Here is a 12,212-nt window from a genome sequence, read left to right as displayed (position 1 = left end):
GCCTGGGCGAGGCTATCGAGGAGGAGTGCCTGGTCACGCCCGCCGACTGGGCGGCGCGCGGGCACGCGGCCGGCACCCCGTTCTCCGTGGCGCACACCTTCGGCCAGACCGGCCCGTTCCGCCCCCGCAACCTCGTCCGCGGCACGGAGAACGCGGTGCTGGCGGGGTGCGCGGGCCGGCGCGCCCGTGATCCGGAGGGCGGCCAGCTTCCCCGAGACGAGGACCGTCGGCACGCCGACGCCGGGGGTCGTGCCGCACCCCGCCAGCACCGCGTTCTCCGTGCCGCGGACGAGGTTGCGGGGGCGGAACGGGCCGGTCTGGCCGAAGGTGTGCGCCACGGAGAACGGGGTGCCGGCCGCGTGCCCGCGCGCCGCCCAGTCGGCGGGCGTGACCAGGCACTCCTCCTCGATAGCCTCGCCCAGGCCGTGGAGGCCCCGGTCTTCCAGGGTGCCGACGAGCGCGTCGCGGTAGCGGGCGCCGAGCTCGCCCCAGTGGAGGGCGTCGGGACCCACCTCGGTGTTCGGGCAGGGCGCCAGGATGTAGTGCAGATGGCGGCCGGGCGGGGCCAGCGTCGGGTCGGTGGCCGTCGGCCGGGTGATCAGCAGGGAGGGATCGCTCATCACCCGTCCGGTGCGCGTCAGCTCGCGGAAGGTCCCGTCCCAGGCGGCCCCGAACGAGATCGTGTGGTGCGCAAGGAGCGGCCACGTCCGTCGGGTGCCCGCGTGGAGCACGACGGCGCTCGGGGAGTGCCGCAGCCGGACGGGGCGACGGGGGCGGCGCCCCAGGAGGCGGTAGGAGAGCGGCAGGTCGGGGGTGAGGACCACGGCGTCGCAGGCGATCCGGCCGGCGGCGGTGACGACGGCGGTGATCCGTTCGCCCCGCCGCTCCAGGCGCTCCACCGGCTCGTCGTACCGCAGTTCGGCACCCGCGGCGGCGGCCACCCTCGCCATGGCGGCCGGTACGGCGTGCATGCCGCCGCGGGGGAAGTAGACCCCGGCGACGGTGTCCATGTAGGCGATGACCCCGTACGCGGCGAGGGCACGGGACGGTGCCACGCCCGCGTACAGCGACTGGAACGAGAAGACCCTGCGCAGCCGTTCGTCCCCGAGGTGGCGGCCGATCGCGCGGTCGAGCGATCCGAAGCCGCCCGCCAGGGCGAGCCGTGCCAGGTCGGGGTGCGCGAGCTGCCACGGCGAGTCGAAGTTCGCGTCGATGAAACGGTCGATCTGGAGCCTGTACAGCTCGGTGAGCCACCGGCGCAGCCTGCGGTACCCGGCGGCCTCGCGCGCTCCGGCGAACCGCTCCACCTCCGCGGCCATGGCCTCGGCGTCGGTGTGGACGTCCAGGGCGCTGCCGTCCGCGAACCGCGCGCGGTAGGCCGGGTGCAGGGGGACCAGGTCCACGTGGTCCCGCAGGCGGGCGCCGACCGCGGCGAAGGCCTCGTCGAGGAGGTCCGGCATGGTGAGCACGGTGGGGCCCGTGTCCATCCGGTAGCCGTCGCGCTCGACGCGTCCCGCCCGGCCGCCCGGCAGTCCGTCGCGCTCCACGACCGTCACCCGTCGTCCCGCCGCCAGCAGGTGCAGGGCCGCGGACAGTCCGGCCAGCCCTGCGCCCACGACGACGACGTGATCGGTCCTGCCCGGCAGTGCCTTCACCGCGGATCTCCTGTCAGCGCGTCGTCGAACTCGGTCATCGGCCGGGCGGCCCGGCGTGGTTGCTCGGCGGGCGGGTCTGGCTCCCCGGCGGCCCGGCGGGACTCACCCGCGGTGTCCGGCGCGTCGCCGGGTGGCAGGCCGCAGGCCTCGCGCAGCAGGCGTACGAGGCGGGCCGTGGCCGGCCGGTCGAGAGGGGCGCCCGCGAGGGACTCCTCGGCCCGGCGGCACAGTCGCTCGACCTCGGTGGCCACCTGCGCCCGCGCTCCTCCCTGGTCCAGCACCTCCCGGGCCCGCCGGACGTCCTCGGCGCCCGCCGTGTTCGGGGCACCGGTGACCGTCTCCAGGACCCGCAGTCCGGTGCGGTCCCCGGCGGCCTCGCAGCGTTCCCTGGCCACGGCCAGGAGATACGTCGACCGGCCCTCGCGCAGGTCCTCGCCGACCGGCTTCCCGGTCGCGGCGGGATCGCCGAACGCGCCCTGGAGGTCGTCGTGGAGCTGGAAGGCCAGGCCCGCGCAGCGGCCCGCCCCGGCGAGCGCGGCCAGGACGTCCGGAGACCCGCCCGCGAGGGTGGCGCCGAGCATCAGCGGGCGCTCCATCGAGTACAGGGCGGTCTTGAGCACGGCGGAACGCAGCGCCCGCGTCGCGGAGCGGTTCGCGGTCGCCTGGGCGTGCAGGTCGAGGTACTGGCCGGCGACCAGTTCGGCCCGCATCGACCGCCAGACCGCGGCCGCCGGTGCCGCCGCCGGGGATCCGGCCGTCGCCTCGGCGAAGGCGTCGTCGGCCCACACCAGGGCGAGATCGCCCGCGAGCACGGCGCCCGCTCCGCCGAAGGTCCCGCACGGCCGGTCGCGGCGCGGCGTCGCGTACTGCTCGTCCAGCTCGACGTGCACGGCGGTGCGTCCCCGCCGCAGTGGCGAGCCGTCCATCACGTCGTCCTGGATCAGCGCGCACGTCTGGACGAGTTCCAGTGCCCCGGCGACGCCGAGCGCGGCCGCGGCCTGCGGTGCGCCGCCGCCCGCGGCGCGCAGGCCCCACCAGCACAGCCGGGCGCGCATGCGCCGTCCGCCTGCCAGGGTGAAGCGCGCGACGCGGCCGGCGAGGTCCTCGGCGAAGAGCGGGTCCACCGCCTCGGCCTCTTCGAGTCGGCGTCCGAGGACCGTCGCCAACACCGTGTTCACGGCCGCCGCCACGTCGTCGTCGACATGGAGCGGGTCCAGTGCGCGCATGGGACTGCCCTTCACCGTCGGCCGCCGGGAGGACCGGCTCGCTCGGCGCATACGTACCGCGGCCGGTCCGCCGGACATCCGGTCTTGAGCCGGACGGCCCAACCGTTCCCCTCCGGAGGGCGCCGGGACCCGGCCTTGAGACCCGCGACGAGGAGCCGGGGCCCGTACGGCGTGGCGTACGGCGCCCCGGTCGGGACGGGTCGCAGGCTGGATCCGACCCGGGAGAGGACCCACATGACCCTGCTTCACGACCGCGCGCTCGCTGCCGCGTTCGACCACGCCGCACCCTCGTACGACCGCATGACCGCCGCGAACCCCGGCTACCACGGGCAGCTGCGGCGTTCCGCACGCCGTCTCGGGCTGCCCGGGGACGGCGCGGGGCTCTCCGTGCTCGACCTCGGGTGCGGTACGGGCTCCTCCACGCGCGCCCTGCTGGACGTCGCGCCCCGCGCCACCGTCACCGGTGTCGACGCCTCGGCCGGGATGCTGGCGCGGGCACGGGAGAAGACCTGGCCCTCGTCCGTCTCCTTCGTGCACGCGCCGGCCGAGGAGGTCGGCACCACCGACACCGCGCGGCCGTACGACGCCGTGTTCGCCGCGTACCTCTTCCGCAACGTCGCCGACCCGGACGCCGTGCTCCGGTCCGTCCGCGGTCTGCTGCGCCGCGGTGGGCGGCTCGCGGTCCACGAGTACGCGCTGAGCGGTCGGGCGGTCCACCGCGCGGTGTGGAACGCGGTGACGAGCGGCCTGGTGGTGCCCGGGGGCCGACTGCACGGGGACGCGGCCCTCTACCGGCACCTGCGCCGCAGCGTGCTGGACTTCGACACGGCGCCCCGGTTCGCCGAACGCCTCCGCCGCGCCGGGTTCGCGGACGTGCGCGTGCTGCCGCTCCCGGGCTGGCAGACGGGCATCACCCACACCTTCCTCGCGACCCGCGACTGACGTGCCGGCACACGGCGGGCCGGGGCGGTGACTCCTTCCGGGGTGCATGCGGCGCCCGGGCGTTACGGGGCGGCGGACCGGGGCAGGGGACGTGCATGGCACCCAGTGAAGACAGCCCCGACCGCGCCCACACACCGCCCGACGCGGTCGACGACCTGACGGTGGAGGCCCTGGGGTCGCTGTCGAAGGCCCTGGAGACGGTCGAACGGGCCCGGGGCCATCTCTACGGGTTCCACCAGCTGACGGGGTCCGCGGACCTGGAGCTGGACCGGACCGTCGCCCTGCTGAGGGAGGCCGGACACGGCGACTGGGCGGACCGCGTCGAGACCGAGGTGCTGGGACGCAACGTCATCCCGGGCCACTGGACCTTCCAGGTCGTCGAGGCCTACAACAGCACGTACTACGAGCCGTTCCGCGAACTCGAACGCGAGGCGCTGCAAGCTCTGGCCGACGGCAGGGACCACCTCCACGAGGCGGCGATGAAGGAGGCCCGCCGCACCACGGGCCACCCGGACCACACGGCCGGCCCGTCCTGACAGATCCTCCTGACGGGCCGTCCTGACGCGGCGGTCGGACGGGCGGTCGTGCGGGCGGACGGGCGCGTGGTCGGTCGGGCGGTGGCGGCCTCCTCCGCGCTGGTCCGGCCGGGGGGTCCCCGGGCTGTCCCGCGCGTCGGGACCGGGAGTCGGCCGCCACCGGAGTGATGGTGTTGTCGGCATACGGTCGGCCCGGCACGCCCACACCGCGATTCGGCGGAGGATTCGAGCAGAGTTGAACACGCAGCCCCATGACAAGGTCCTCTCCGAGCTGTTGGCCAGGTCCCGTCTCACCCCGGGCCGCGGCCTGGCCGAGCTCGTCGCCCGGACCGGGCTGCGCATGGGTCTCACCGGTACCGCCGTCTACGTGGCAGACCTGCAACAGGAGACGCTCCAGGCGCTTCCCCAGTCCCCCGCCCCCGAGGAGCCGGCCCTCGGCGTGGACACCTCGCTGGGAGGGCTCGCCTACCGGGAGGAGCGCACCCAGCGTTCGGCGGACGGCGACACCCTGTGGGTGCCGATGATCGACGGGGTCGAACGGCTCGGCGTCATGAAGGCCACCGGCCACGGCTTCGACCCGGGACTGGTCGACCGGTGCGAGGCGCTGGCCGCCGCGGCCGCGCTGCTGCTGGTGTCCAAGTCGACGCACAGTGACGTCCTGATCGAGGCGGAGCGGCGCAGGACGATGACCGTGCAGGCGGAACTGCTCTGGGCGTTCCTGCCGCCCCGGACGATCGGCACCGCGCAGGTGACCTCCTCCGCGTGTCTGGAGCCCGCCTATGACATCGGCGGGGACGCCTTCGACCACAGCCTCATCGACAACGGGCTGCATCTGACCCTGCTGGACTCCATGGGGCACGACCTCGCGTCGGGGGGTGCCAGCGCGGCCGGGCTCGCGGCCTGCCGTGCGACCCGCCGCTCCGGCGGGTCGCTCGCGGACATCGTTCCCGAGATCGACAAGATCCTGGACCAGTGGTTCACCGACCGGCTGATGACGGCCGTCATCGCGACCCTGGACGCCGAGGACGGGACCCTGACCTGGGTCAACTGCGGCCACCCGGCCCCCCTGCTGATCCGGGACGGCCGGGTGCTGCACGGCATGCTCGAACGGCCGGCCGACCTCCCCCTCGGCTGGGGGTTCCACCTCACCGAGCCGCCCACGGTGCACCGGGTGCGGCTCCAGCCCGGCGACCGGGTCCTGATCTACAGCGACGGGGTCACCGAGGCGCGTTCGCCGGCCGGCGACCTCTTCGGCGAGGAGAGGCTGGCCGACATCGTCATCCGTTCGACGGCCGCGGGCGCCGCCGCACCCGAGGCCCTGCGCCGGCTGGTGCGGACCCTGCGGAAGCACCAGGACCTGCCGCTCCGCGACGACGCCACCATCCTGCTGACCGAGTGGCACCCGGACCAGGGCTGACCGTGCCCGCCCCGACCCGGCCGCGACGGCGTCTCACGCGGGTGCGGTCGGCGCGGCCGTGGAGCCCTCCGTCTCGTCGCTCCACGACCAGTCGGTGACCTCGGGAAGGTCGATGCCGTGCTGCCGGATCCAGGCGTGGTGGCGCTCACGGGCGTCCGCCATCGTCCGGCGTACGGAATCGGCGCGGGAGGCGAGACCGGGCACTCGGTCGATCACGTCCATCACCAGCCGGTAGCGGTCGAGGTCGTTGCGCACGACCATGTCGAACGGTGTGGTCGTGGTGCCCTTCTCCTTGTAGCCGCGCACATGGAGGTTCGCGTGTCCGGCGCGGCGATAGGCCAGCCGGTGGACCAGCCAGGGGTAGCCGTGATAGCCGAAGATCACCGGCTTGTCCGTGGTGAACAGGGCGTCGTACTCCTCGTCGGGCATGCCGTGCGGGTGCTCCTCGCGGGGCATGAGCCGGGTCATGTCCACCACGTTCACCACGCGGACGGCGAGGTCCGGGAGGTGGCGCCGCAGGAGGCTCGCCGCCGCGAGCACCTCCTCGGTGGGTACGTCGCCCGCGCAGCCGAGGACCACGTCCGGCTCCTGTCCGTCGGCCTCGGTGCCCGCCCACTCCCAGATGCCGGCGCCGCGGGCGCAGTGGTCACGGGCCTCGTCGAGGGAGAGCCAGTCGAAGCCGGGCTGCTTGCCGGCGACGATCACGTTGACGTGGTCACGGCTGCGCAGCGCGTGGTCGGCGACGGTCAGGAGGGTGTTCGTGTCCGGCGGCAGGTAGACGCGGACGACCTCGGGGCTCTTGTTGAGGACGTGGTCCACGAAGCCGGGGTCCTGGTGGGAGAAGCCGTTGTGGTCCTGGCGCCACACGTGGGAGGTCAGCAGGTAGTTGAGCGAGGCGACGGGGGCCCGCCACGGCAGGGCGCGGGACGTCGTCAGCCATTTGATGTGCTGGTTGACCATGGAGTCGACGATGTGGGCGAAGGCCTCGTAGCAGGAGAACAGGCCATGGCGGCCGGTGAGCAGGTATCCCTCCAGCCAGCCCTGGCAGGTGTGTTCGGAGAGGATCTCCATGACCCGGCCGTGCCGGTCGAGGTGCTCGTCGGTGTCCAGGACCGCCGCCTGCCAGGCCTTGCCGCCGGCACCGTACACCGCCTGCAGCCGGTTCGATTCGGTCTCGTCGGGGCCGACGAGGCGGAAGTCGCGGCTCCGTGCCGTGGCCGTCAGGACGCCCTCAAGGAGCTTCCCCAGGACGTCGGTCGGCTCGTGCCGTGTGCTGCCCGGCCGGTCCACCTTCACGGCGAAGCCCTCCAGGGGCGGAAGGGGAAGGTCGCGCAGCAGGGTGCCGCCGTTGGCGTACGGGGTGAATCCCAGCCGGCGTCCACCGCTCGGGAGGCCGGCGAGCACCTCGGCCCGTGGAGCGCCGTGCTCGTCGAAGAGCTCCTCGGGCCGGTACGAGCGCAGCCACTCCTCCAGCTGCCGCAGATGGCGGGGGTCCTCGCGTACCTCGGGCAGGGGCACCTGGTGGGAGCGCCAGGTCCCCTCGACGGGCTTCCCGTCGACCTCCGCCGGGCCCGTCCAGCCCTTCGGGGTGTCGAGGACGATCATCGGCCACCGGGGCCGGTGGTCCGACCGGCCCTCGCGGGCCGCGGTCTGGAGGGCACGGATGCGGCCGAGCGCCGTGTCCATGGCGGCGGCCATGCTCCGGTGGACCTGCCGGGGGTCGGTGCCGCTCACGTAGAGGGGGTCGTGGCCGTAGCCGCGCAGGAGGGCGTCGAGTTCCTCCCTGGGCAGCCGTGCGAGCACGGTGGGGTTCGCGATCTTGTAGCCGTTGAGGTGGAGGACGGGCAGGACGGCTCCGTCGCGCACCGGGTCGAGGAACTTGTTGGAGTGCCACGACGCGGCGAGCGGCCCCGTCTCCGCCTCGCCGTCTCCGATGACGCAGGTCACCAGGAGGTCGGGATTGTCGAACGCGGCGCCGTAGGCGTGCGACAGGGAGTAGCCCAGCTCGCCGCCCTCGTGGATGGAGCCGGGGGTCTCGGGTGCCACGTGGCTCGGCACGCCGCCGGGGAACGAGAACTGCCGGAACAGCCGGGCCATGCCCGTCTCGTCCCGGGTCACCTCAGGGTAGATCTCGCTGTAGCTGCCCTCCAGCCAGGAGTTCGCCAGTACGGCGGGGCCGCCGTGACCGGGGCCCCAGATGCAGAGCGCTTCGATGTCGTGGGAGCGGATCACGCGGTTGAGGTGGGTGTACACGAGGTTGAGGCCCGGGGACGTTCCCCAGTGGCCGAGCAGGCGGGGTTTGATGTCCGCCGGTTCGAGGGGCCTGCGGAGGAGGGGGTTGTCCATCAGGTAGATCTGCCCGACGGCCAGGTAGTTCGCCGCTCGCCAGTGGACGTCGAGGGCGTCGAGCTCCTCGTCGCTGATGCCGGGCCGCTCCGCGGCGCCGACGTCGGGCTCCGCGGCGCCCACGTCACGCTTCTCCTCGCTGACGTCGGGCTTCTCGTCGCTCTGGAGCGCGTCGGTCGGCGGGGATTCCCGGTCGGCCGGTGTCGCCTTGTGCATCGTGCCTCCTCCGTCGGGTCACCGGGCGCGGCCGTGCGGCGTGCCGACGGCGGACGGGCCGGTGGGGCGTCTCAGGGCGTCTGCCCGCGACTCCTCCCGCCGAACGGGTTTGTCGTCCACGCTCCCGCGTGCCACGGAGGGCGGGGCTCGTCGGCAGCCCGGCGTGATCCCGCCTGCGTCAGGGCGCGGCGGGGGAGGTCCCTCCGGGCTCCTCGGGATCCGGGTCGGGGACGCGGCGGGCCAAGACGTTCTGGGCGGGAGCCTGGTGCCCGCCCGAGGCGAGGACGCGGACCTCGTCCCGGTCGCTGATCTCGGCCCGGATGATGCCGCTGGGATCGGCGTAGACCGGATGCCCGCCGGGCCCCTTCACAGTGGTGCGCTCGACGGTGACGACGTCCTCGGCCGCAGCCGTGTCGTCGGAGAACACCAGCTCATACCGGAGTGGGCTCATTCAGCATATTTTACGCGGAACGCCCGGATTCGCCCCCGGCCGGCGGGTTCGCCACCGGACCGCACCCCCGGCCGAGGCGCCGGGAAGCCGCTGGTTAGAGTGGTGCGAGGGCTTCCCGCCGCACCAGGCCGGGAGCGGAACCGGGCCGACTGTCGACCACGGCGCCCGTACGACCGACCGCCCCCCGCCGTCTCGTCCGGCACCCCTGCCGCCTGCCGCCTGCCCCGGAATCTCCCGCCTCGCATGCGCTTCCCCCACCTCCGTCGCGCCGGCGACCTGGTCTTCGTCTCCGGCACGAGCTCCCGCCGCCCCGACGGCACGTTCGTCGGTGCGAGCGCCGACGCCATGGGCGTGACGGACCTCGACATCCGCGCCCAGACCAGGGCCGTGCTCGACAACATCGCGCGCCTCCTGGCCGCGGGGCGGGGCGGCGCCGGGCACGATCACGCGTCCTCCTCGGTGGTGAGGGCGACGGTGCCGAGACCGGCGACCGTGGCCCGCACGTGGGTTCCGGACGGCAGGGGTACGGCGGCGGTGGCCGCGCCGGCGAGGATCACCGTCCCGGAGGGCAGCTCCCCTGCGAGGCGTGCGGCGGCGGCGACGGCGCGCAGCGGGTGTCCGAGGACGGCCGCGGTGGAGCCGGTCTCGGCGAGGCGCCCGTCGAGTTCGAGCAGGACGCCGAGGTTGCCGAGGTCGCCGAGGTCGTGCGGGGATGTCCAGGGCCCCAGGACGTAGGCCGCGGCGGAGGTGTTGTCGGCGATCACCTCGGGGAGCGAGAACCGGAAGCCGTCGTAGCGGGAGTCGATGACTTCGAGGGCCGGGGCCACGGCGGCGACCGCCGCCGCGGGGTGGGTGCCGGGGCGGAGGGTGTCGCCGAGGAGGAAGGCCACCTCGGGCTCGACCCTCGGGTGGATGAGTCCGGAGACGTCGAGCCGCCCGCCGTCGGCGATCTCCATCCGGTCCGTCAGCCGGCCGTGGATCAGGTCGGAGACGCCCATCTGCCGCATCTTGGCCCGGCTGGTGAAGCCCAGTTTGAAGCCGGTGATCCGCTCGCCGCGGGCCAGCCGCCGGGCGACCAGAGCGTTCTGGACGGCGTAGGCCTCCCGGATGTCGTCGTTCAGTCCGCTCGCTCCGCCGGCCAGCGGGCGTCCCTCGCGTGCGGCCGTGTCGAGCGCTTCGGCGAGTGCCGTGGTGTTCATCGGGTGTCTCCCTCCGGGCCGGTACGGCCGAAGCGGGCGCGCACCGATCCGAGGCCGTCGATCCGGGCTTCGAGCACGTCACCGGGCTCGACGGTCGTCATGGGGCCGAGCGCGCCGGTGAGCACGGTGTCCCCGGCGCGCAGCGGGTGGCCGAGCCGGACGAGCGTGTCGGCCAGCCAGACGGCGGCGTGCAGCGGATGGCCGAGGCAGGCGGCGCCCGCGCCGGTGGACACGGGTTCGCCGTGCCGTTCGAGGACCATGCCGGCGGTCCGCAGGTCGAGTGCGCCCAGCGGTACGGGGCGGGTGCCGAGGACGTACGCGCCGGCGGAGGCGTTGTCGGCGATCGTGTCGACGGCGGAGATGTCCCAGTCGCGGATCCGGCTGCCCACCACCTCGACGGCGGGCAGTGCGAAGGCGGTGGCGCGGATGACGTCGGCGACGGTGTGCCGGTCGTGGGTGAGGTCGTGCTCCAGGACCAGGGCGACCTCGGCCTCGGCCCGGGCCTGGAGCACGGCGTCCCAGGGGATCTCCGCGCCGTCCGGTACGGCCATGTCGTCCGTCAGGCGGCCGAAGTCCGGTGTGTCGACGCCGAGCTGGGCCTGCACGGCCGCCGAGGTCAGCCCGATCTTCCAGCCGGTGACGCGGTGGCCCTCGGCGCGGCTGCGGTCGGCGAGCAGCGTCTGGACGGCGTAGGCGGCGGCCAGGTCGCCGGGGGGCAGCAGGTCGCGTACGGGGTCGCAGGGCACGCCGGTCCGGCGGGCCGTGTCGAGGCGTTCGGCGGCGCGGGCCACCGCGGGGTCGGGCGTGTTCACAGTTTCACGCACACATTCATCGGTTCGGAGAAGAAGTCGAGGGAGTGGTCGCCGCCCTCACGGCCGATGCCGGAGGCCTTCACGCCGCCGAAGGGGGTGCGGAGGTCACGCAGGTTCCAGGTGTTGACCCAGGCGGTGCCGACGTCGAGGGCGGGGGCGACCCGGTGCGCCCGGCTCACGTCGCCCGTCCAGACGGTGGCGGCGAGTCCGTAGCGACTGGCGTTGGCGAGCGCCAGCGCCTCCTCCTCGGTGTCGAAGGGCGCCAGGTGGACGACGGGGCCGAAGATCTCCTCCCGGACCGCCGGGTGGTCCTCCGGGAGGCCGGCGAGGACGGTCGGCCGCACCCAGAAGCCGCCGTCGCGGTCGTCGGAGAAGCGCGGCGCGCCGCCGCCCGCGAGGACGTCGCCGTCGGCGGCGGCCTTGTCGAGGTGGCCGAGGACCTTGTCCCGGTGGGCCGCGGAGATCATCGGGCCGTACCCGGTCAGCGCCTCGGCGCCGGCGGCGAGCTGCCGGGCGAAGGCGTCGAACACCGGGCGCTCCACGTAGACACGCTCGGTGCACAGGCACACCTGCCCGCTGTGGGTGAAGGACGAGCGGAGGGTGCCCGCCACGGCCTGGTCCAGGTCCGCGTCGGCGAAGACGAGTCCCGCGTTCTTGCCGCCCAGTTCGAAGGAGACCGGGGCCAGTCGCGCGGCGGCGGCCCTCATGATGGTGCTGCCGGTGCGCGACTCCCCGGTGAAGGCGACGGCGTCGACCCCCGGGTGCTCGGTGAGCCACTGTCCGGCGGCGTTCGCGCCGCCGCCGTGGACGAGATTGAAGACCCCCGCGGGTGCCTCCGCCTCCGCGATGACCTCGGCGAGCAGGCAGGCCGTCCCGGGCGTCAGCTCGGAGGGCTTGGCGACCACCGTGTTGCCCGTGGCGAGGGCGGGGGCGACCTTCCAGGTGAGCAGCAGCAGCGGCAGGTTCCAGGGCGAGATCACCGCGACGACGCCCAGCGGCTTGTGCACCGTGTAGTTCAGTGCGCCGCGGCCGTCGGGGGTGGTGGTGTGCCAGGACCGCTCGGCGCGCCCGGCCAGGAGGTCGGCGTACGCCCGGAAGTTGGCGACGGCCCGGGGGATGTCGACCGTGGAGGCGAGTTCGCGGGGCTTGCCCGTGTCGGCGCACTCGGCGGTGACGAAGTCCTCGAAGCGCCGCTCGATGCCGTCGGCGACTCTGTGCAGGAGCCGCGCCCGGTCCGCCGGGCTCCAGGACGCCCAGGGGCCCCGCAGGGCCTGCCGCGCCGCGCCCACCGCACGGTCGACCAGCTCGCGGGAGGCCGTGGGCGCTTCGCCGACGACGGTCCCGCGGGTCGGGTCGATGAGCGGGAACGGGACGCCCGAAGCGTCGAACCCGCCCCCTACGTAATGCCGCAC

At 74.4% G+C, this 12,212-nt stretch carries 10 protein-coding genes and 1 pseudogene; 4 read left to right on the top strand and 7 right to left on the bottom strand.

Annotated elements, in window-relative coordinates; all coding sequences use genetic code 11:
• Both crtI and EAO70_RS06935 read right to left on the bottom strand, forming a co-directional pair.
• Positions 1–1,655 (bottom strand): phytoene desaturase family protein (crtI, locus tag EAO70_RS06940; protein ID WP_148002178.1); only part of this gene is annotated, 1,655 nt, incomplete at its 3' end.
• The gene (locus EAO70_RS06935) at positions 1,652–2,881 is read right to left on the bottom strand and encodes a polyprenyl synthetase family protein (RefSeq protein WP_187283767.1); all 1,230 of its coding nucleotides are present in this window, start codon (positions 2,879–2,881) and stop codon (positions 1,652–1,654) included. The genes EAO70_RS06935 and crtI, both read right to left, overlap by 4 nt.
• 234 nt (positions 2,882–3,115) lie before the next feature.
• Between EAO70_RS06935 and EAO70_RS06930 the strand changes: the two genes are divergently transcribed.
• The 3 genes from EAO70_RS06930 to EAO70_RS06920 all read left to right on the top strand — a co-directional run bounded on the left by EAO70_RS06930 (position 3,116) and on the right by EAO70_RS06920 (position 5,776).
• Positions 3,116–3,823 (top strand): class I SAM-dependent methyltransferase, encoded by a 708-nt coding sequence (locus tag EAO70_RS06930; protein WP_148002126.1) that lies wholly within the window; start codon positions 3,116–3,118, stop codon positions 3,821–3,823.
• A gap of 95 nt (positions 3,824–3,918) precedes the next feature.
• Complete coding sequence (locus tag EAO70_RS06925; protein WP_148002125.1) at positions 3,919–4,359, top strand: hypothetical protein; 441 nt, start codon at positions 3,919–3,921, stop codon at positions 4,357–4,359.
• Between the two features lie 235 nt (positions 4,360–4,594).
• Complete coding sequence (locus EAO70_RS06920; protein ID WP_261992713.1) at positions 4,595–5,776, top strand: PP2C family protein-serine/threonine phosphatase; 1,182 nt, start codon at positions 4,595–4,597, stop codon at positions 5,774–5,776.
• A gap of 33 nt (positions 5,777–5,809) precedes the next feature.
• Here EAO70_RS06920 and EAO70_RS06915 read toward each other — a convergent pair whose 3' ends face one another.
• Positions 5,810–8,338 (bottom strand): phosphoketolase, encoded by a 2,529-nt coding sequence (locus tag EAO70_RS06915; protein WP_148002124.1) that lies wholly within the window; start codon positions 8,336–8,338, stop codon positions 5,810–5,812.
• Between the two features lie 178 nt (positions 8,339–8,516).
• Complete coding sequence (locus EAO70_RS06910) at positions 8,517–8,789, bottom strand: DUF6296 family protein (protein WP_148002123.1); 273 nt, start codon at positions 8,787–8,789, stop codon at positions 8,517–8,519.
• A 243-nt stretch (positions 8,790–9,032) separates the two neighbouring features.
• Here EAO70_RS06910 and EAO70_RS38970 point away from each other — a divergent pair.
• Positions 9,033–9,218: pseudogene (locus tag EAO70_RS38970) on the top strand (RidA family protein); the annotation flags it as partial.
• Between the two features lie 14 nt (positions 9,219–9,232).
• On the opposite strand, the gene EAO70_RS06900 reads toward EAO70_RS38970, so the two are convergent.
• From EAO70_RS06900 to EAO70_RS06890, 3 genes are read right to left on the bottom strand one after another with little or no spacing between them, the layout of a single operon-like run.
• Positions 9,233–9,988 (bottom strand): 2-keto-4-pentenoate hydratase, encoded by a 756-nt coding sequence (locus EAO70_RS06900; protein ID WP_148002122.1) that lies wholly within the window; start codon positions 9,986–9,988, stop codon positions 9,233–9,235.
• Entirely contained in the window at positions 9,985–10,812 is an 828-nt protein-coding gene (locus tag EAO70_RS06895) for a 2-keto-4-pentenoate hydratase (protein WP_148002121.1), read from the bottom strand. The genes EAO70_RS06900 and EAO70_RS06895 overlap by 4 nt, the downstream gene beginning before the upstream one ends.
• Complete coding sequence (locus EAO70_RS06890) at positions 10,797–12,212, bottom strand: 2-hydroxymuconic semialdehyde dehydrogenase (protein WP_402114597.1); 1,416 nt, start codon at positions 12,210–12,212, stop codon at positions 10,797–10,799. Before EAO70_RS06890 ends, EAO70_RS06895 begins: the two co-directional genes overlap by 16 nt.

It is taken from the genome of Streptomyces sp. adm13(2018), assembly GCF_008042145.1.
Classification (GTDB): domain Bacteria; phylum Actinomycetota; class Actinomycetes; order Streptomycetales; family Streptomycetaceae; genus Streptomyces.
The sequence above is the reverse complement of the archived record's forward strand: the minus strand, read 5'-3'. Positions and strand labels throughout refer to the sequence as shown.